Here is an 18312-nt window from a genome sequence, read left to right on the forward strand (position 1 = left end):
CGGATTGAACCCGCTACCACAGCGGCGGGAGCGGGTTTACCCGTGAAGCAAACCTGTCGGTCCTGCGGATTCAGTCCTCGCTGATGGTGATGTTCGGCATCGCAGGCGCCGCAGCTTCCTGCAGCACGATCCGCGCCCCTACCTGGCGGGCCAGTTCCTGGTAGACCATGGCGATCTGGCTTTCCGGCTCGGCAATGGCGGTCGGCTTGCCGTTGTCGGCCTGCTCGCGGATCAACATCGACAGGGGCAGCGAGGCCAGCAGGTCGACGCCATACTGAGCGGCGAGCTTCTCCCCGCCCCCCTCGCCGAACAAATGCTCGGCATGACCGCAATTCGAGCAGATGTGCACGGCCATGTTTTCCACCACACCCAGCACCGGAATGTTCACCTTGCGGAACATCTCCACGCCTTTCTTCGCATCCAGCAGCGCCAGATCCTGCGGGGTGGTGACGATCACGGAACCTGCCACCGGCACTTTCTGCGCCAGAGTCAACTGGATGTCGCCGGTGCCAGGCGGCATGTCGATCACCAGATAGTCCAGGTTATCCCAGGCAGTCTGGGTCACCAGTTGCAGCAGCGCGCCGGAGACCATCGGGCCGCGCCAGACCATTGGGGTATTGTCATCGGTGAGGAAGGCCATCGACATGACTTCCACGCCGTGCGCCTTGATCGGCACGAACCACTTCTGCTCGCGGATCTGAGGGCGGGTGCCCTCCGCGATACCGAACATGACACCTTGGCTCGGGCCATAGATATCGGCGTCCAGGATGCCGACCCGGGCGCCTTCGCGGGCCAGGGCCAGGGCCAAGTTGGCAGCGGTGGTGGACTTGCCCACCCCGCCCTTGCCCGAGGCCACGGCGATGATGTTTTTGACGTTGGCCATGGCCGGGACCTGAGCCTGGGCCTTGTGCGCCACGACCACGCACTCGACGGACACTTGTGCGGCCGTGACGCCGTCCAGGTTCTCGATGGCCGTGCCCAGCACCTGCGCCCAGCCATTCTTGAACAGCCCGGCCGCATAGCCCAACTGCAACTGCACATTGACCTGGCCGCCCTGGATATCGATAGCGCGCACGCAACCGGCGCTGACCGGATCCTGGTTCAGATAGGGGTCGGTGTACTGGCGAAGCACGCCTTCGACGGCGGCACGTGTGACGGCACTCATGGAGGCTCCCATTGGCAGGCTTTAGATCGAACAGATGCCTATGCTAACCCGTCAATCGTCAGCAGATGCGTCCTTGGGGTGAAATATATTCGTCAGCCCTTTATAGTTGCCGATCATCTTTATTTTTCCATCCTGTCGCCAGATTAAGTAGCCGAGCCACCATGTCCGAGCCACGCCAGATTCTCGTCACCAGCGCCCTGCCCTATGCCAACGGTTCAATCCACCTTGGCCATATGCTCGAGTACATCCAGACGGACATGTGGGTGCGCTTCCAGAAGCTGCGCGGCAACCAGTGCATCTATGTCTGCGCCGACGACGCCCACGGCTCGGCCATCATGCTGCGCGCCGAAAAGGAAGGCATCACACCCGAACAACTGATCGCCAATGTCCAGGCCGAGCACAGCAGCGACTTCGCCGACTTCCTGGTCGACTTCGACAACTTCCACTCGACCCACTGCGAAGAAAACCGCGAGCTGTCGAGCCTGATCTACACCCGCCTGCGCGACGCCGGCCACATCGCCACCCGTTCGGTCACCCAGTATTACGACCCCGAGAAAGGCATGTTCCTGGCCGACCGCTTCATCAAGGGCACCTGCCCCAAGTGCGCGGCCGAAGACCAGTACGGCGACAACTGCGAAAAATGCGGCGCCACCTACGCACCCACCGAGCTGAAGAACCCAAAATCGGCAATCTCCGGCGCCACGCCGGAGCTGCGCGACTCCCAGCACTTCTTCTTCAAGCTCCCGGATTTCCAGGCCATGCTGCAGCAGTGGACCCGCAGCGGCACCCTGCAGGAAGCGGTCTCGAACAAACTCGCCGAGTGGTTGGATTCGGGCCTTCAGGAGTGGGACATCTCCCGTGATGCGCCGTACTTCGGCTTCGAGATTCCAGGCGAACCCGGCAAGTACTTCTACGTCTGGCTGGATGCGCCGATCGGCTACATGGCCAGTTTCAAGAACCTCTGCGCGCGTCGTCCGGAACTGGACTTCGACGCGTTCTGGAAAGAAGACTCCAAGGCCGAGCTGTACCACTTCATCGGCAAGGACATCGTCAACTTCCACGCCCTGTTCTGGCCGGCCATGCTCGAAGGCGCGGGCTTCCGCAAGCCAACCGGCATCAACGTGCACGGTTACCTGACCGTCAACGGCGCGAAGATGTCCAAGTCGCGCGGCACCTTCATCAAGGCGCGTACCTACCTGGACCACCTGGCCCCCGAGTACCTGCGCTACTACTACGCCTCCAAGCTGGGCCGTGGCGTCGACGACCTGGACTTGAACCTCGACGACTTCGTGCAGAAGGTCAACTCCGACCTGGTCGGCAAAGTGGTCAACATCGCCAGCCGCTGCGCAGGCTTCGTGCACAAGGGCAACGAGGGCGTCCTGGTCGCCGGCGATGCCGCACCCGAACTGAGCGAGGCCTTCCTCGCGGCTGCGCCGTCGATCGCCGAAGCTTACGAGAACCGTGATTTCTCCCGCGCCATGCGTGAAATCATGGCACTGGCCGACCGCGCCAACGCTTGGATTGCCGACAAGGCCCCCTGGTCCCTGGCCAAGCAGGAAGGCAAGCAGGACGAGGTCCAGGCCATCTGCGCCCAGGGGATCAACCTGTTCCGCCAACTGGTGATCTTCCTCAAGCCTGTGCTGCCGCTGCTGGCTGCCGATGCCGAGGCCTTCCTCAACGTCGCGCCGCTGACCTGGAATGACCACCTGTCGCGCCTGGAAAACCACAAGCTCAACCCATTCAAGGCACTGATGAATCGCATCGAGCCTGCTAAGGTCGAAGCCATGGTCGCCGCCAGCAAGGAAGACCTGGCTGCCACTCAATCCCCGGTCCCGGCAGGCAACGGTGAGCTGACCAAAGACCCGCTGTCGCCAGAAATCGAGTTCGACACTTTTGCCGCGGTCGATCTGCGCGTGGCGCTGATCGTCAAAGCTGAGGCCGTTGAAGGGGCCGACAAGCTCCTGCGCCTGACCCTGGACATTGGCGACGAGCGTCGCAACGTGTTCTCCGGTATCAAATCGGCCTATCCTGACCCAGCCAAGCTCGAAGGCCGTCTGACCATGATGATCGCCAACCTCAAGCCACGGAAAATGCGCTTTGGCGTGTCCGAAGGCATGGTCATGGCGGCCGGCCCGGGTGGCGAAGATATCTACCTGCTCAGCCCTGACAGCGGCGCCAAGCCTGGCCAGCGCATCAAGTAAGCGTCCGCGTTTCTGCCCCGGCCCAGTGCCGGGGCATTTCCATCCCCGGCCGCCTACCGGATAATGACGGCAGCCCCGGCCATCGGCATCCCCATGAACGACTACGTCTTGGTTCTGGTCAGCGCTGCGTTGATCAATCACCTGATCTTGCATAGGACGCCGGTCTCTCGCCTGCGGATTCACTTGCTCGGCGCATCCATAGCCTTACTCATGCTTTTGGGCCTGCCGCTTGGAAAGCTTTTGCATGATCAAGTGTTGAATGCGTTGGGCCTGCAGGACCTGCAATTGTTCCTGTTCCTACCGCTGTTGCTGTTACTGGGCTGGGGCATCGCCAATGCGCTCCAGCGGATACAGCCGACCTGGCCATTGCAGGACCTGCTGCCCTGGCTGCTCTGCAACGCCCTGGTGCTAGGCTTGCTGCTACAGGTCATCCATGCGAATGATCGATGGTTGGCGGTGTGGGGATGGGGCGTATTCGGTGGATTGGGCTTCTGGCTTGCCCTGGCATTGTTCGATGACCTGCGCCAACGCAGCGATCATTCAGACCTCCCCAGTGCTTTGCGTGGCCTTCCCATCGACCTGATCGGCGCCGGAGTGATGACCATGGCATTTTCCGGTTTCAACGGATTATTTACACAATGAGTCTGATTCAACGCATCGATGCCCTGCTGCCGCAAACCCAATGCGGCAAGTGCGGCCATGCCGGTTGCCGGCCCTATGCCGAAGGGCTGGCCGCGGGCGAAGCGATCAACAAATGCCCACCCGGCGGCGACGAAACCATCGCCGCCCTTGCCAACCTGCTCAAGGTACAGGTCATTGCACTGGACACCGAGCGTGGTAACGCACCGCCCCAAGTCGCCTTTATTCGCGAGGCCGAATGTATCGGTTGCACCAAATGCATCCAGGCGTGCCCAGTGGATGCCATCGTCGGCGCTGCCAAGCTGATGCACACGGTCATCGCCAGCGAGTGCACCGGCTGTGACCTCTGCCTGGCGCCTTGCCCGGTCGATTGTATCGACCTGCTGCCCCTGCCCGACAAGATCGTACCTATCGTCGGCGGCCTGGCTCACACTGCCGAACAACTCGATGCCCGCGCCAAACGTCGTGACCACGCCCGTCATCGCCACGAACAACGCAATGCCCGACTGCAGCGCGAGGAAGCACGTCGCCAGGCCGAACGTATGGCACGCAGCCAGCGTGCTGCGAGCAATCCGACCGCCAGTGGCGACGCATCCGACCCGATCAAAGCCGCTATCGAACGGGTCAAGGCACAAAAGGCCGCCCACAACGATGCCGCCCTCAAGCAAGCCAAGATCGCAGCGGCCATGAGCCGCGCGCAACTGAACAAAGCCCGCAGCGCATTCGGCGCCGCACCGAACGAGGCGCAGCACGCCCAGTTAAACCTCCTGGAAAAAGCCGCCAAAGACGCCCAACAGCACCTCGACGCCCTTCAGGCCGGGGCGGATCATGCCCGCGCCTGAGCCGCGCTTGCGCAGCGCCATGGGCCAAGTGCTGCTGGCCTGTGTGCCAGGCTTGCTAGGGCTGCTTTGGCTGCACGGCTGGGGCGTACTGTTCAACTTGCTATTTTGCGCAAGCACTGCGCTGGCCTGCGAAGCGTTACTCCTGGCCCTGCGCAGCCAACCTGCGCAACCGGCGTTGGCCGATGCAAGCGCATTGGTAACCGCCGTACTGCTGGCCGCCTCACTCCCCCCCCATGCGCCTTGGTGGTTGCCGGTCATCGCCACAAGCGTCGCCATCGGCGTTGGCAAGCACGCTTTTGGCGGGGTCGGCCGCAACCCCTTCAACCCCGCGATGGTCGGTTATGCCTTCGTGCTCCTGAGCTTCCCCCTACAGATGAACCAATGGCCGGGCCACTCGCCCGGGCTCATGGAAAGCCTGCACAGCCTTTGGGCCAGCACCGGACACATCGACGCCTGGGCTACCCCGACAGTGCTCGATGGCCTGCGCCACAATCGCAGCCTGACCATCGATGAACTGTTCGCCCAGCACCCTGGATTCGGCGCGATTGGAGGTCGAAGCAGCGAATGGGTGAATGTCGGTTTTTTGGTGGGCGGGCTGTTTCTGCTTCAGCGCAAGGTCATCAGCTGGCACACGCCGGCAGGCTTGCTCGGCGGATTGTTCCTGTTCAGCCTGCTGTGCTGGAACGGATCAGGTTCCGACTCCAATGGCTCGCCGCTGCTGCACTGGTTTTCCGGCTCGACCATGCTGGCCGCATTCTTCATCGCCACTGAGCCTGTGTCTGGCCCCAAGAGTCCTCCGGCGCGGCTACTGTTCGGTTTCGGCACTGGGCTGCTCATCTACTTGATCCGAACCTGGGGTAGCTACCCCGACGGTACCGCGTTCGCCATCTTGCTGATGAACCTTGCCGTGCCGGCTCTGGAACGATACGCCGCACGTCTCACGCAGGCCGCCCCATGAACCGTACAGCGCGTGGTGTCCTGTTGGTTGTCGTGGTCGGCGCCTTGTCACTGGGCATGACATTGATCTGGAGGCATTGGACGCTCTCGGCCATCCAGCAAGCCGAGCAACAGCTGCAAAGCCGTCAATGGCTTTCGGTGCTTCCTGACAGCAGCTATGACAACCAGCCCCTGCAAGCGCCCCTCGCCCTGCGCGATACCCGTCTGCCCCATAGCGAGTTACTCGCCGGCTACCGTGCCACATTGGGCGCAAGCCCAAGCGCCATCTTGCTGCGCAGTCAGGTCCAGGGTTATGCCGGCCCGATAATCTTGGCAATCGCGATCGCTCCCGATGGGCGTCTGCTGGGCATCCGAGTACTGGAACAAAAGGAAAGCCCTGGACTGGGGGCGCGGCTGATCGATCCTGCGGTGCACTGGTTGGAGCAATTTTCAGGCCACGCCCAGACCAGCCGATGGGCATTGAAACGTGATCAAGGGGACTTCGACCAGCTGGCAGGCGCTACCGTCACCTCACGCGCGGTAATCGACGCCCTGCAGGACGCATTGCGCTATTTCGACACCCATCGAACCGCATTGCTGGAGGAAAGTGCACATGAATAGGTTCGGATTGCTGGGGGTGAGCGTGGTGACGTTGGTCGGTGCGACCTCGACCCTGGCGCAAGGGATAATGATCGGCCTTTGCGCGGCCGGGATGATCATCACTCATCAGGTCTTGATGCTCCCTCTGCGCAAAACTCTGACTGGCCTCCCCCGTTTGCTGGCCAGCCTGCTGCTGCTCGCCGGTTTGGCCAGTTGCCTGCAATTAGGTTTGAACGCTTGGGCGCTACCCCTGGCCCTGGCGCTCGGCCATTACCCGGTCTTGCTGAGCGTGCAGAGCCTCGCGGTAGATTACCTGCTCCCCACCACGGGGCGGTGGCGCTATCTCGCGGTTCACGTGAGCGCTCTGTCAATGCTATGCGTACTGCTTGGCGCCTGTCGTCAATGGCTGGCAACAGGGCCAGGTCTTCATTTGGCGGGCCTTGTGCCTGGGGGGTTGATGCTGCTTGGCCTGCTGCTGGCCCTGTACAATCGCCTGCATCCGGGGGCTGCCCCCTCACGTTGTCAAGGAAGCCGTTGAGCCCATGAATGCTGCCAAACGCCTGGAGATTTTTCGCAGGCTGCACGAAGACAATCCCGATCCGAAAACCGAACTGGCCTACACTACGCCCTTCGAATTGCTGATCGCCGTAATCCTGTCCGCCCAGGCAACGGACGTCAGCGTCAACAAGGCCACCGCTCGCCTGTATCCGGTGGCCAATACCCCCGAGGCGATCTACGCACTGGGTGTCGAAGGGCTTAGCGAATACATCAAGACCATCGGCCTCTACAACAGCAAAGCCAAGAATGTCATCGAAACCTGTCGTTTACTGATTGAGCACCACGGCAGCGAAGTGCCACAAACTCGTGAAGCTTTGGAAGCACTGCCGGGCGTGGGTCGCAAAACCGCGAACGTAGTGCTCAATACCGCTTTCCGTCAGCCCGCCATGGCGGTTGATACGCATATTTTCCGGGTCAGCAACCGCACCGGCATCGCCCCTGGCAAGACGGTGCTGGAGGTAGAAAAGAAACTCATGAAGTTCGTGCCCCGAGACTACCTGCTCGACGCTAATCACTGGTTGATCCTTCATGGTCGCTATGTATGCCAGGCGCGCAAGCCTCGCTGTGGCAGCTGTCGAATCGAAGACTTGTGCGAGTACAAACACAAGACTTCTGACGATTGATGCAATAGAAAGAAAGGGTTCTACACGATTGAAAAAATCTTTTTTACCGGAATCGGGTTTCTCGCTATAAGGACGGCCAACGGCCCCTTGGCTTGGAGTGACTCATGAGTACCGATAAAGACGAGCTGTCAATCGACGATGAATTTTCCACCTCGGAAGACGACGCAGAGCCTCAGGTGGAACCTGCAAAGACCAATTTGAGCAAGCGCCGCACCATCGACAACCTTCTCGAGGAGCGGCGTTTGCAAAAGCAACTCGCCGATTTTGATTACGACCTATGACGGGTCGGATATCCTAGATAGCCTCCCTTGCGGAGGCTTCGTGTTTCAGGGACGGGATAAGCCATGGCGCTGGGCGAGCTCGATGAGGTCGACCAGCGAATGGGCATTGAGCTTGAGTAATAGACGCGTCTTGTAAGTGCTCACCGTCTTGTTGCTGAGGAACATGCTGTCGGCGATTTCTTTGTTGCTCTTGCCGCTGGCCAGCTCCTTCAACACCATCACCTCTCTGCCGGAGAGGCGCTGGACCATTTCCTCCTCGCTGCCGCCCTTCACGCATCCACGAGCTTTGTGTAGCGCCTGATTGGGGAAATAGCTGTATCCAGACAACACGGCCTTGATCGCACTGAGCAACTCCGTCAGGTCTTGCTGCTTGCACACATACCCGGCAGCACCGGCCTGCATGCAACGCATCGAAAAATGTCCCGCCGCCTGCGAGGTCAGTACCAACACTTTGCTGCCTGGACTGATGCATGCCATACGGCCGATGACTTCCAGCCCATCCAGCTTCGGAATACCTATATCGAGTATCACGATGTCCGGAAGGTGCTCCCGGATCAATTGCAAGGCATCCACACCATTGTCGGTTTCCGCCACCACGTCGTACCCGTGCCGTTCCATCAGCATGCGTACGGCCAGACGAATTACCGGATGATCATCCACGATAAGCACTTTATTCATGCGGCATCCATTGGTTCACTATTACAACTCCAAAGCATTACGATAACCGAGCTGACTGCCTTATGGCGCAGCGAATTGCCGCTCATCACCAAGCAGAGAGAGCCCCTACATAAATTAAAGAATTTTCCTACAAGCCTAGTTACTTAAAACTTTTGCACCCAGGCGCCGCCTATAAAACTAACAATAAGCAATATAAAACCCCACTTCCATAACGCTTCTAACTTGAAGGAATTCTCGATTCAGGCGGGGTAACTTTAGAAAAATGCAGATGACATGAAGCGTCATGTCGCTTCCACGGGAAACAGCTCTATCTTTTCATCAGGCCCAAAACAGGCGAGAGATAGGCAAACATTCGTGGGCAAGCACCATGCAAACAGACTCCATCAGCCCCTTGGCTATCATCGCCATCTTTGCAGGCATCATCGAAGCTTCTGCGCTGGCGACGTTGCCTTTTCTCAGTGAGAACAGTCAGGAAATCTACACGTGGTTCCTGGTAGGCTTTCCCTTCTTCCTGACTATGCTGTTTTTCCTGACCTTGAACTTCAACAATCAATCTTTGTATCAACCTCCCCTGCCGGAGACGGCAGAAAAGACCGACCCTCAGAGCTCCCTTTCATCCCCTCCTGAATACGTCTCGCCAGAACAGCCCCTGAGCATCACCCTTTCCGGCCCAGACACACGCAAGATCGTCGAACCCCACATTCTGCGTGCTCTCAACCAACCTCATACGCTCCCTCGCAGTTGGGTTCTCGAAAACCTCGAGACCGGTGTTCGCATCCATCTCTCGATCAATGTCGAGGGCACAAACGAAAAACGTGAGCAGCCCTGAAATCCAGGCAAAAAAAACCCCGGCACACGGCCGGGGTTTTCGAGGCGCTCGCAAAGATCAGAGCAGCGAACGGCCCTTGTTGGCTGCAATGCGCATACGCAGGGCGTTGAGCTTGATGAAGCCCGCGGCATCGGCCTGGTTGTAGGCACCGCCATCTTCCTCGAAGGTCGCGATGTTGGCATCGAACAACGAATCGTCCGACTTGCGCCCTACGACAATCACGTTGCCCTTGTACAGTTTCAGGCGAACGACACCGTTAACGTTGACCTGGGAAGCGTCGATCATCTGCTGCAGCATCAGACGCTCCGGGCTCCACCAATAGCCGGTGTAGATCAGGCTGGCATACTTCGGCATCAGCTCATCTTTCAGGTGAGCGACTTCGCGGTCCAGGGTGATCGACTCGATGGCACGGTGAGCCTTGAGCATGATGGTGCCGCCAGGGGTTTCGTAGCAACCGCGGGACTTCATGCCCACGTAGCGGTTCTCGACGATGTCCAGGCGACCGATGCCGTTGGCACCGCCGATACGGTTAAGCTCGGCCAGTACGGTGGCGGGGGTCATTTCGACGCCATCGATGGCGACGATGTCACCATTGCGGTAGGTCAGCTCGATGTAGGTGGGCTGATCCGGGGCGTTTTCCGGAGACACGCTCCAGCGCCACATGTCTTCCTCGTGCTCGGTCCAGGTATCTTCCAGGACACCGCCTTCGTAGGAGATATGCAGCAGGTTGGCGTCCATCGAGTACGGCGATTTCTTCTTGCCGTGGCGCTCGATCGGAATGCCGTGCTTTTCGGCGTAGTCCATCAGCTTCTCGCGGGACAGCAGATCCCACTCACGCCAGGGTGCAATCACCTTTACGCCTGGTTTGAGCGCATAGGCGCCCAGCTCGAAGCGCACCTGGTCGTTACCCTTGCCGGTGGCACCGTGGGAAATGGCATCGGCGCCGGTTTCGTTGGCGATTTCGATCAGACGCTTGGCGATCAGCGGACGGGCGATGGACGTACCCAGCAGGTACTCGCCTTCGTAGACGGTGTTGGCGCGGAACATCGGGAAAACGAAATCACGCACGAATTCTTCGCGCAGGTCATCGATGTAGATTTCTTTCACGCCCATCGCCTGAGCCTTGGCGCGGGCCGGTTCGACCTCTTCGCCCTGCCCCAGGTCAGCGGTGAAAGTCACCACTTCGCAGTTGTAGGTATCCTGCAGCCACTTGAGAATCACCGAAGTATCAAGGCCGCCGGAATACGCCAGTACGACCTTTTTTACGTCCGCCATGCCATCACTCCACGGGGTTGTACGGAAAGCGGTTGATTCTACCGGCCCCATTGAAATATTTACAATGGGGCGACAGCTTGTGACGACAAAGCGACAGGAACAGTCAAGACCGCGACCAGCGGTCGCATTCAGACAGCTTTACCCGTGCGCGGGCCAGCCACGGCAGCAGCCGGGGTCGCTGGGGCGGTGGCGGGAGGCGTCGCTGGCGGTTGGCCAGCGGGCTTGTCGGTGGGGGCTTCCACGGGTTTTTCCACCGGCGCGACGCGATCCAGCTGGATGCTCACCCGGCGGTTGCGCGCCCGGTTGGCGGCACTGTTGTTGCGCGCGAGCGGGTATCGCTCGCCGTGGAAGCGCACGCTGATCTGCTCCTGTGGCACACCATGGGCCTTGAGGTAATCGGCGACCGCCAGGGCCCGGCGCCTCGACGTGTCGCGGTTGGTCAGCCGATTGCCGCTGTTGTCGGAATGGCCATCGAGCTCGATGTGATTCACCGAAGGGTCGGCCTTGAGGTAATCGAGGATCACATCCAGTCGCGCCCTGGCAGCACTGTCCAGCTCGATCCCACGGGGGAAGCTCACCTGCGTCTGGCGAATCTGGTCGAAGTTCATCGGCAGCAATTTGCTGGCGCACACCTGGTAGTCGCTGTAAGCCTTGGCGAAACTCACAGGCAGCACACGCACTTCCATGGGCCTGCCAGCTTCGCCCGTGTAGTTGCGCACCACCGTGCTGCGACCATCGAGCAGGCCATTGATCAGTCGGCTGGCCTGGCCCTGGGACGAGGTGAACAACACCCCCGTGCGGCCCATGCGCACTGAGCCGAGATTGATATCACCGCGACCTGGTTGCCAAGGCGCCGCTGCCGCCAGCAAAGTCGCACCGCCGGCTCCCAGTGCGTTGGTGTCCGAACGCAATTGGAAGATCGGCTGCTCACCGGCCCGACGCACGAACTCGCCACTACCGAAACCGTCGATCGGCTGGACAAGGCGGCACTCGAACTGATCCCCTTCGACGTTCCAGGTAACGTTCTCCACGCGAGTCTGGAAGGTCAATGCCCCGGCCGGCAGGCTGGCAAACAGGATGAACAGGGCTAGGTAACGCTGGCGCACGGGCGGCTCCATTGATTCTGACGGCTTACCTGCAAGCTATCGGACGCTGGCAGGAAAACTTGATAGCCGTGCTCGAACGAGGGTTTTCCGGTAGCATTGGCACACGAGTTCGACCCGCCTGGAATCCCCAATGTCCGATCGCCTGACCCTCCTGCGCCCCGACGACTGGCACATCCATCTGCGCGATGGTGCCGTCCTGCCCCACACCGTTGGCGACGTGGCGCGCACCTTCGCCCGCGCCATCATCATGCCCAATCTCGTCCCACCGGTCCGCACTGCCACCGAGGCCGGAGCGTATCGTGAGCGCATCCTGGCCGCACGTCCGGCCGGCAGCCGATTCGAGCCTTTGATGGTGCTGTACCTCACCGACCGAACCAGCGCCGAGGACATCCGCGCGGCCAAGGCCAGCGGATTCGTGTATGCCGCCAAAATGTACCCGGCCGGCGCCACGACCAACTCCGACTCGGGGGTGACCAGCCTGGACAACATCACACCAGCGCTCGAAGCCCTGGCCGAGACCGGCATGCCGCTGCTGGTGCACGGAGAGGTGACCCGCCCCGAGGTCGATGTGTTCGACCGTGAGAAGCGCTTCATCGACGAGCACCTGGTTCGCCTGGTCGAGCGTTTCCCGACTCTGAAAGTGGTGTTCGAGCACATCACCACCGCCGATGCCGCGCAGTTCGTCCTGCAGGCCCCGGCCAACGTCGGCGCGACCATCACTGCCCAGCATTTGCTGTACAACCGCAACCACATGCTGGTGGGCGGTATCCGTCCGCACTTCTATTGCCTGCCGATCCTCAAGCGCAACACCCACCAGGTGGCCTTGCTGGATGCGGCCACCAGCGGCAACAGCAAGTTCTTCCTGGGGACCGACTCGGCACCGCACGCCCGTCATGCCAAGGAAGCCGCCTGCGGTTGCGCCGGCTGCTACACCGCCTATGCCGCCATCGAGCTGTATGCCGAGGCGTTCGAGCAACGTAATGCGCTGGACAAGCTCGAAGGCTTCGCCAGCCTCCACGGCCCGGCCTTCTATGGCCTGCCGGCGAACACCGACACCATTACCCTGGTACGCGAGGAGTGGACTGCCCCGGACAGCCTGCCACTGGGCGACAATACCGTGATCCCCCTGCGCGCAGGCGAGAAGCTGCGCTGGCGTCTGCTGGAGGGTCAGGCGTGAGCGAAGCGTTCTACGAAGAAGACCAGGAAGGTCAAGGCAGCGGCGCTCGCCATCCGATGGCCGAGCGTTTCCGCGGTTACCTGCCCGTCGTGGTGGACGTTGAAACCGGCGGTTTCAATAGTGCGACCGATGCCTTGCTGGAAATCGCCGCAGTCACCATCGGCATGGACGAAAAGGGCTTCCTGTTCCCGGAGCACACCTACTTCTATCGGGTCGAGCCTTTCGAAGGGGCCAACATCGAGCCGGCAGCCCTGGAATTCACTGGCATCAAGCTGGACCATCCGCTGCGCATGGCGGTGAGCGAGGAAACGGCGCTCACCGACATCTTCCGCGGCGTGCGCAAGGCGTTGAAGGCCAATGGCTGCAAACGGGCTATCCTGGTCGGGCACAACAGCAGCTTCGACCTGAACTTCCTTAATGCCGCGGTGGCGCGCACCGACCTCAAGCGCAATCCGTTCCACCCATTCTCCAGCTTCGACACGGCCACTCTGGCGGGCCTGGCCTACGGCCAGACCGTACTCGCACGGGCCTGCCAGAGCGCCGACATCGACTTCGACGGCCGCGAGGCCCACTCGGCCCGCTACGATACGGAGAAGACCGCCGAGCTGTTCTGCGGCATCGTCAACCGCTGGAAGGAAATGGGCGGCTGGCGCGACTTCAACGATTGAGCTCAAATCCGACGCATAAAAAAACCGGCCACGAAGGCCGGTTTTTTTATGCGCTTGGCAATTACAGCTTGCCAGCGTTCTCGCTCAGGTAAGCAGCAACGCCCTCTGGCGAAGCGGTCATGCCTTTGTCGCCTTTCTTCCAGTTGGCCGGGCACACTTCGCCGTGCTCTTCGTGGAACTGCAGAGCATCGACCAGGCGCAGCAATTCGTCCATGTTACGGCCCAGAGGCAGGTCGTTGACGATCTGCGAACGGACAACGCCGTTCTTGTCGATCAGGAAGGCGCCACGGAAGGCCACGCCGCCTTCGGATTCGACGTCGTAAGCCTTGCAGATGTCGTGGGCGATGTCAGCTGCCAGGGTGTACTTGACCTGGCCGATGCCGCCTTTGTCGACTGGGGTGTTACGCCAGGCGTTGTGGGTGAAGTGCGAGTCGATCGACACGCCGATCACTTCCACGCCGCGCGCCTGGAAGTCAGGGATGCGGTGGTCCAGGGCGATCAGCTCGGACGGGCAGACAAAGGTGAAGTCCAGCGGGTAGAAGAATACCAGGCCGTACTTGCCTTTGATGGCCGAAGCCAGGTTGAAGCTGTCGACGATCTCGCCGTTGCCCAGCACAGCTGGAACGGTGAAGTCAGGGGCTTGTTTACCAACGAGTACGCTCATTCGTGATCTCCTGAGGGTGGTGAAATACCGATGCCTGGGTGGGCGGGCCGCCCGGCATCCAGCAAAGGTCGCCCATCATACACGGCTTCTGGTGACAGGCCGAATCCAACCACCGGTCGCTCTAGACGGACGCTTACCGAAAGTTCTTTGACACGCATTCTCATTACCATTAAGCTCCAACCCATCGAGCCTAACCAGCGATGGTCTCCCCTATGTATGTGTGTCTTTGTGTCGGCGTCACCGACGGACAGATCCGCGATGCGATCTATGAAGGATGCTGCAGCTACAAGGAAGTCCGAGCCGCCACCAACGTGGCCAGCCAGTGCGGCAAATGCGCCTGCCTTGCCAAGCAGGTCGTTCGCGAGACGTTGACTGAACTTCAGGCCACCCAGCACGCTGCCCTGCCATACCCTGTTGAATTCAACGCGGCCTGAACACACCCAATCAAGAAGAACCGGACCCAGTGTCCGGTTTTTTTATGCCCAGAATTCAAGAAGTTAGCGTCCTAACGCGGTTCACAAACATTCTTATTTCTATTAATTTTCACTTACTATTCAATTACTTAGGTTTGACAGAGGCCGTTGGCGGGATCAGACTTCTTGTATTGACACACTTCAACAAGGGCAGGAACCCGACATGAAAGGCGACGTAAGCGTCATCCAGCATCTCAACAAGATCCTCGGAAACGAGCTGGTCGCAATCAACCAGTACTTCCTGCACGCACGTATGTATGAAGACTGGGGCCTGAACAAACTCGGCAAGCACGAGTACAAGGAGTCCATCGATGAGATGAAGCACGCTGATAAACTGATCAAGCGTATTCTCTTCCTCGAAGGCATCCCCAACGTTCAGGACCTGGGCAAGTTGCTGATCGGCGAACACACCAAGGAAATGCTCGAATGCGATCTGAAGATCGAGCAGAAGGGCTTGGCCGACCTTAAGGCTGCGATCGCCCACTGCGAGACCGCAGGCGACTTCGGCTCTCGCGACCTGCTCGAGGATATCCTCGAGTCCGAGGAAGAACACATCGATTGGCTGGAAACCCAATTGGGCCTGATCGAAAAAATTGGTATCGAGAACTACCTGCAATCGCAGATGGGCGAAGAATAAGTTTCGCCAGCAACGAAAAAGCCCCGCCATATGCGGGGCTTTTTCATACCTGTCAAACCTTGTCAGCCCCGCCGGATTGCTCTATCGCGGGGCTGGCGGCAAGATCAGGCTTCGGAGGCCTTGGCCTTGGCGGCGGCTTCCTTGATCAAGGTTTGCAGCTCACCCTTCTCGAACATTTCGAGCATGATGTCGCTGCCGCCGACCAGCTCACCACCGACCCACAGTTGCGGGAAGGTTGGCCAGTTGGCGTACTTGGGCAGGTTGGCGCGGATTTCCGGGTTCTGCAGGATGTCGACGTAGGCAAACTTCTCGCCACAACCCATCACGGCCTGCGCAGCGCGCGCCGAGAAGCCGCACTGCGGGGCATTCGGCGAGCCTTTCATGTAAAGCAGAATGGTGTTGTTGGCGATCTGCTCTTTGATTGTTTCGATGATATCCATGAAGCACCTCGGCTGAACTTTCCGACGCAATCGTCGGCACGGTGACGCATTGTAACGGAAAGCCGAGCAGCATGCTCGGCCTTGCCGGCACCACAGCGGCCTTCACATAGGTATCGACGCCGCGCAATGCTTTGAACATCCTCCGACCTGTGGCACGCGATTCGCGACAAGGGGTTTGCCAAACCGCCGGCAAGCCGTGTACAACCCCTGTAGAAAATAAAAAACAGCAGCCCTACAAAGGGTTATGACACCCGCAGTAATAGAGCAGCTGTTTCCCCTCTTGGTTTGAGGCGACATTTAATTATAGTATTGCGCCTTCCCCTATTCCGTCCGCCTCGTGCGGCTTACGCCGCAGGTCACTCCCGTTGTCAACAAAACCATACGGTCGACCTGCAAACCGTTGCAGATAAGGTAGTCAATCATGAGCGCTAGGCACTTTCTCTCCCTGCTGGATTTCACCACCGACGAATTGCTCGGTGTGATCCGCCGAGGCATCGAGCTGAAGGATCTGCGCAAACGAGGCGTGCTGTTCGAGCCACTGAAGAATCGCGTACTGGGGATGATCTTCGAAAAATCCTCGACCCGTACCCGTGTCTCCTTCGAGGCTGGCATGATCCAACTGGGCGGCCAGGCGATCTTCCTTTCGCCGCGTGACACCCAACTGGGTCGTGGCGAGCCGATCAGCGACAGCGCCATCGTCCTGTCGAGCATGCTTGACGTGGTGATGATCCGCACCCACGCCCACAGCACCCTGACCGAATTCGCCGCCTATTCGCGCGTCCCGGTGATCAACGCCCTGTCCGACGAGTCGCACCCGTGCCAGTTGCTGGCCGACATGCAGACCTTCCTCGAGCACCGCGGCTCGATCCAGGGCAAGACCGTGGCCTGGATCGGCGATGGCTTCAACATGTGCAACTCCTATATCGAAGCCGCCCACCAATTCGACTTCCAACTGCGCATCGCCTGCCCGGAAGGCTATGAGCCCGATCCGCGCTTCCTCCAACTGGGTGGCGATCGCGTGACCATCGTCCGCGACCCCAAAGAAGCCGTGCGCGGTGCACACCTTGTGACCACCGATGTCTGGACTTCCATGGGCCAGGAGGAGGAAACTGCACGGCGCCTGGCGCATTTCGCGCCCTACCAGGTCACCCGCGAACTGCTCGACCTGGCGGCACCCGACGCCCTGTTCATGCATTGCCTGCCCGCCCACCGTGGCGAGGAAATCAGCCAGGACCTGCTCGACGACCCACGTTCGGTCGCCTGGGACCAGGCTGAAAACCGCCTGCATGCGCAGAAGGCCCTTCTGGAATTCCTTGTAGAACCGGCTTACCACCACGCATGAGTCATCCGCTACTGCTTAACCTGCGCAACCTGGCCTGTGGCTATGGCGACCAGCGCATCGTCCAGAACCTAAATCTGCACCTCAATGCAGGCGACATCGGTTGCCTGCTGGGGTCTTCAGGCTGCGGCAAGACCACCACACTGCGCGCCATCGCCGGTTTCGAGCCGGTGCATGAGGGCGAGATCCAGCTGGCCGGCGAGGTCATCTCCCGCGCAGGCTTCACCCTGGCGCCGGAGAAACGCCGCATTGGCATGGTGTTTCAGGACTATGCACTGTTCCCCCATTTGACCGTCGCGCAGAACATCGCCTTCGGTATCGGGAAGCATCCCCGTCAGGGCGAGGTGGTCGACGAAATGCTGGAGCTGGTCAAGCTCAGCGGCCTGGGTAGTCGTTACCCCCACGAGCTGTCCGGCGGCCAGCAGCAACGGGTCGCCCTGGCCCGGGCTTTGGCGCCGGAACCCCAGTTGTTGCTGCTTGACGAGCCCTTCTCCAACCTGGACGTGGAGCTGCGCCGGCGTCTGAGCCATGAGGTGCGCGATATCCTCAAGAGCCGCGGCACCAGCGCCATCCTGGTTACCCACGATCAGGAGGAAGCCTTCGCCGTGAGCGATCACGTGGGCGTGTTCAAAGAAGGCCGCCTGGAGCAGTGGGATACCCCTTACAACCTCTATCACGAACCGCAGACGCCGTTCGTCGCCAGCTTCATCGGCCAGGGCTACTTCATCCGTGGCCAGATGAGCAGCCATGATGCGGTCAATACCGAACTGGGTGAGTTGCGCGGCAATCGTGCCTACACCATGGCGCTGGGCAGCTCGGTGGACGTGCTGTTGCGTCCGGATGACATCATCCACGCGCCGGACAGCGATTTGCGGGCAACCATCATCGGCAAAAGCTTCCTCGGCGCGTCGACGCTGTATCGCCTGCAGCTGCCCACCGGTAGCCAGCTCGAGGCGATCTTCCCGAGCCATATCGACCATCAGGTCGGTCAGGATGTCGGCATCAGCGTGGCAGCAGATCACCTGGTACTTTTCCCGGTACCAGGCAGCGTGGCGGCGCAGTTGCCACGTCAGGAGAACGGGGTTCGCCGCTACAGCTCGGCAACCTGAGCCACCCGACAAGGGCCGCTGGGCGGCCCATTCCTGATTGTCCGGAGCACCTGCTTCCCTCCATCCAATCCG

20 protein-coding genes and 1 pseudogene are annotated in these 18312 nt (G+C 60.3%); 15 read left to right on the forward strand and 6 right to left on the reverse strand.

The window, feature by feature from the left end; genetic code table 11:
• Nucleotides 1-70 precede the first annotated feature (70 nt).
• Nucleotides 71-1165, reverse strand: a complete 1095-nt coding sequence (gene apbC / locus AB1N67_RS19240; protein ID WP_043213071.1) for an iron-sulfur cluster carrier protein ApbC — start codon at nt 1163-1165, stop codon at nt 71-73.
• Between the two features lie 161 nt (nt 1166-1326).
• Between apbC and metG the strand changes: the two genes are divergently transcribed.
• From metG to AB1N67_RS19280, 8 genes and pseudogenes are all read left to right on the forward strand, one after another.
• Nucleotides 1327-3366 carry a methionine--tRNA ligase gene (metG, locus tag AB1N67_RS19245; RefSeq protein WP_102081836.1) on the forward strand — a complete coding sequence of 680 codons (2040 nt, stop codon included), beginning with the start codon at nt 1327-1329 and terminating at the stop codon, nt 3364-3366.
• Between the two features lie 93 nt (nt 3367-3459).
• On the forward strand, nt 3460-4008 hold the full coding sequence (locus tag AB1N67_RS19250; protein ID WP_102081854.1) for an Rnf-Nqr domain containing protein: 549 nt from the start codon (nt 3460-3462) through the stop codon (nt 4006-4008).
• Nucleotides 4005-4823: pseudogene (gene rsxB / locus AB1N67_RS19255) on the forward strand (electron transport complex subunit RsxB); the annotation flags it as partial. The gene AB1N67_RS19250 and the pseudogene rsxB, both read left to right, overlap by 4 nt.
• A 10-nt stretch (nt 4824-4833) precedes the next feature.
• Nucleotides 4834-5805, forward strand: coding sequence for an RnfABCDGE type electron transport complex subunit D (locus AB1N67_RS19260; RefSeq protein WP_102081834.1), 972 nt, complete (start codon nt 4834-4836; stop codon nt 5803-5805).
• Nucleotides 5802-6404 carry an RnfABCDGE type electron transport complex subunit G gene (locus AB1N67_RS19265; protein WP_102081833.1) on the forward strand — a complete coding sequence of 201 codons (603 nt, stop codon included), beginning with the start codon at nt 5802-5804 and terminating at the stop codon, nt 6402-6404. Before AB1N67_RS19260 ends, AB1N67_RS19265 begins: the two co-directional genes overlap by 4 nt.
• Entirely contained in the window at nt 6397-6921 is a 525-nt protein-coding gene (locus AB1N67_RS19270) for an NADH:quinone oxidoreductase (protein ID WP_102081832.1), read from the forward strand. Before AB1N67_RS19265 ends, AB1N67_RS19270 begins: the two co-directional genes overlap by 8 nt.
• A 4-nt stretch (nt 6922-6925) precedes the next feature.
• Nucleotides 6926-7564 (forward strand): endonuclease III, encoded by a 639-nt coding sequence (gene nth, locus AB1N67_RS19275; RefSeq protein WP_367863333.1) that lies wholly within the window; start codon nt 6926-6928, stop codon nt 7562-7564.
• A gap of 104 nt (nt 7565-7668) precedes the next feature.
• A complete protein-coding gene (locus tag AB1N67_RS19280; protein WP_043213055.1) occupies nt 7669-7845 on the forward strand; it encodes a PA3496 family putative envelope integrity protein in 177 nt (58 codons plus the stop codon).
• 45 nt (nt 7846-7890) lie between these two features.
• Here the strand turns inward: AB1N67_RS19280 and AB1N67_RS19285 are convergent, their stop codons facing one another.
• On the reverse strand, nt 7891-8523 hold the full coding sequence (locus AB1N67_RS19285) for a response regulator transcription factor (protein ID WP_043213052.1): 633 nt from the start codon (nt 8521-8523) through the stop codon (nt 7891-7893).
• Nucleotides 8524-8890: 367 nt separating this feature from the next.
• Here AB1N67_RS19285 and AB1N67_RS19290 point away from each other — a divergent pair, with 367 nt between their 5' ends.
• Complete coding sequence (locus AB1N67_RS19290) at nt 8891-9352, forward strand: hypothetical protein (protein WP_102081831.1); 462 nt, start codon at nt 8891-8893, stop codon at nt 9350-9352.
• A gap of 57 nt (nt 9353-9409) precedes the next feature.
• On the opposite strand, the gene AB1N67_RS19295 is transcribed toward AB1N67_RS19290, so the two are convergent.
• Both AB1N67_RS19295 and AB1N67_RS19300 read right to left on the reverse strand, forming a co-directional pair.
• Nucleotides 9410-10627 carry an argininosuccinate synthase gene (locus AB1N67_RS19295; protein WP_043213048.1) on the reverse strand — a complete coding sequence of 406 codons (1218 nt, stop codon included), beginning with the start codon at nt 10625-10627 and terminating at the stop codon, nt 9410-9412.
• Between the two features lie 128 nt (nt 10628-10755).
• A complete protein-coding gene (locus AB1N67_RS19300; RefSeq protein WP_367863334.1) occupies nt 10756-11733 on the reverse strand; it encodes an OmpA family protein in 978 nt (325 codons plus the stop codon).
• A 130-nt stretch (nt 11734-11863) separates the two neighbouring features.
• On the opposite strand from AB1N67_RS19300, the gene pyrC reads away from it, so the two are divergent.
• Nucleotides 11864-12910 carry a dihydroorotase gene (gene pyrC / locus AB1N67_RS19305; protein WP_043213044.1) on the forward strand — a complete coding sequence of 349 codons (1047 nt, stop codon included), beginning with the start codon at nt 11864-11866 and terminating at the stop codon, nt 12908-12910.
• Nucleotides 12907-13578 carry a ribonuclease T gene (gene rnt, locus AB1N67_RS19310; protein WP_070575015.1) on the forward strand — a complete coding sequence of 224 codons (672 nt, stop codon included), beginning with the start codon at nt 12907-12909 and terminating at the stop codon, nt 13576-13578. Before pyrC ends, rnt begins: the two co-directional genes overlap by 4 nt.
• Before the next feature lie 61 nt (nt 13579-13639).
• On the opposite strand, the gene AB1N67_RS19315 is transcribed toward rnt, so the two are convergent.
• A complete protein-coding gene (locus tag AB1N67_RS19315; RefSeq protein ID WP_043206522.1) occupies nt 13640-14242 on the reverse strand; it encodes a peroxiredoxin in 603 nt (200 codons plus the stop codon).
• Between the two features lie 212 nt (nt 14243-14454).
• Between AB1N67_RS19315 and AB1N67_RS19320 the strand changes: the two genes are divergently transcribed.
• Both AB1N67_RS19320 and bfr read left to right on the forward strand, forming a co-directional pair.
• Nucleotides 14455-14676, forward strand: coding sequence for a bacterioferritin-associated ferredoxin (locus AB1N67_RS19320; RefSeq protein WP_043206521.1), 222 nt, complete (start codon nt 14455-14457; stop codon nt 14674-14676).
• 202 nt (nt 14677-14878) lie between these two features.
• Nucleotides 14879-15352 carry a bacterioferritin gene (gene bfr, locus AB1N67_RS19325; RefSeq protein WP_043206520.1) on the forward strand — a complete coding sequence of 158 codons (474 nt, stop codon included), beginning with the start codon at nt 14879-14881 and terminating at the stop codon, nt 15350-15352.
• A 104-nt stretch (nt 15353-15456) separates the two neighbouring features.
• Here bfr and grxD read toward each other — a convergent pair whose 3' ends face one another.
• Nucleotides 15457-15792: a Grx4 family monothiol glutaredoxin gene (gene grxD / locus AB1N67_RS19330; RefSeq protein ID WP_043206518.1), complete on the reverse strand. Its 336-nt coding sequence runs from the start codon at nt 15790-15792 to the stop codon at nt 15457-15459.
• Between the two features lie 421 nt (nt 15793-16213).
• On the opposite strand from grxD, the gene argF reads away from it, so the two are divergent.
• Together argF and AB1N67_RS19340 are read left to right on the forward strand one after the other, a co-directional pair.
• Nucleotides 16214-17134, forward strand: coding sequence for an ornithine carbamoyltransferase (argF, locus tag AB1N67_RS19335; protein WP_043206517.1), 921 nt, complete (start codon nt 16214-16216; stop codon nt 17132-17134).
• Complete coding sequence (locus AB1N67_RS19340; protein ID WP_043206516.1) at nt 17131-18240, forward strand: ABC transporter ATP-binding protein; 1110 nt, start codon at nt 17131-17133, stop codon at nt 18238-18240. The genes argF and AB1N67_RS19340 overlap by 4 nt, the downstream gene beginning before the upstream one ends.
• Nucleotides 18241-18312: the final 72 nt, after the last annotated feature.

Source organism: Pseudomonas guariconensis, assembly GCF_040822035.1.
Classification (GTDB): Bacteria; Pseudomonadota; Gammaproteobacteria; order Pseudomonadales; family Pseudomonadaceae; genus Aquipseudomonas; species Aquipseudomonas guariconensis.

Bases quoted from the DNA above. Each gene is read 5' to 3' on its own strand.
- apbC (WP_043213071.1), bottom strand. From the start codon at position 1,165: ATGAGTGCCGTCACACGTGCCGCCGTCGAAGGCGTGCTTCGCCAGTAC.
- metG (WP_102081836.1), top strand. From the start codon at position 1,327: ATGTCCGAGCCACGCCAGATTCTCGTCACCAGCGCCCTGCCCTATGCC.
- AB1N67_RS19250 (WP_102081854.1), top strand. From the start codon at position 3,460: ATGAACGACTACGTCTTGGTTCTGGTCAGCGCTGCGTTGATCAATCAC.
- AB1N67_RS19260 (WP_102081834.1), top strand. From the start codon at position 4,834: ATGCCCGCGCCTGAGCCGCGCTTGCGCAGCGCCATGGGCCAAGTGCTG.
- AB1N67_RS19265 (WP_102081833.1), top strand. From the start codon at position 5,802: ATGAACCGTACAGCGCGTGGTGTCCTGTTGGTTGTCGTGGTCGGCGCC.
- AB1N67_RS19270 (WP_102081832.1), top strand. From the start codon at position 6,397: ATGAATAGGTTCGGATTGCTGGGGGTGAGCGTGGTGACGTTGGTCGGT.
- nth (WP_367863333.1), top strand. From the start codon at position 6,926: ATGAATGCTGCCAAACGCCTGGAGATTTTTCGCAGGCTGCACGAAGAC.
- AB1N67_RS19280 (WP_043213055.1), top strand. From the start codon at position 7,669: ATGAGTACCGATAAAGACGAGCTGTCAATCGACGATGAATTTTCCACC.
- AB1N67_RS19285 (WP_043213052.1), bottom strand. From the start codon at position 8,523: ATGAATAAAGTGCTTATCGTGGATGATCATCCGGTAATTCGTCTGGCC.
- AB1N67_RS19290 (WP_102081831.1), top strand. From the start codon at position 8,891: ATGCAAACAGACTCCATCAGCCCCTTGGCTATCATCGCCATCTTTGCA.
- AB1N67_RS19295 (WP_043213048.1), bottom strand. From the start codon at position 10,627: ATGGCGGACGTAAAAAAGGTCGTACTGGCGTATTCCGGCGGCCTTGAT.
- pyrC (WP_043213044.1), top strand. From the start codon at position 11,864: ATGTCCGATCGCCTGACCCTCCTGCGCCCCGACGACTGGCACATCCAT.
- AB1N67_RS19315 (WP_043206522.1), bottom strand. From the start codon at position 14,242: ATGAGCGTACTCGTTGGTAAACAAGCCCCTGACTTCACCGTTCCAGCT.
- AB1N67_RS19320 (WP_043206521.1), top strand. From the start codon at position 14,455: ATGTATGTGTGTCTTTGTGTCGGCGTCACCGACGGACAGATCCGCGAT.
- bfr (WP_043206520.1), top strand. From the start codon at position 14,879: ATGAAAGGCGACGTAAGCGTCATCCAGCATCTCAACAAGATCCTCGGA.
- grxD (WP_043206518.1), bottom strand. From the start codon at position 15,792: ATGGATATCATCGAAACAATCAAAGAGCAGATCGCCAACAACACCATT.
- argF (WP_043206517.1), top strand. From the start codon at position 16,214: ATGAGCGCTAGGCACTTTCTCTCCCTGCTGGATTTCACCACCGACGAA.
- AB1N67_RS19340 (WP_043206516.1), top strand. From the start codon at position 17,131: ATGAGTCATCCGCTACTGCTTAACCTGCGCAACCTGGCCTGTGGCTAT.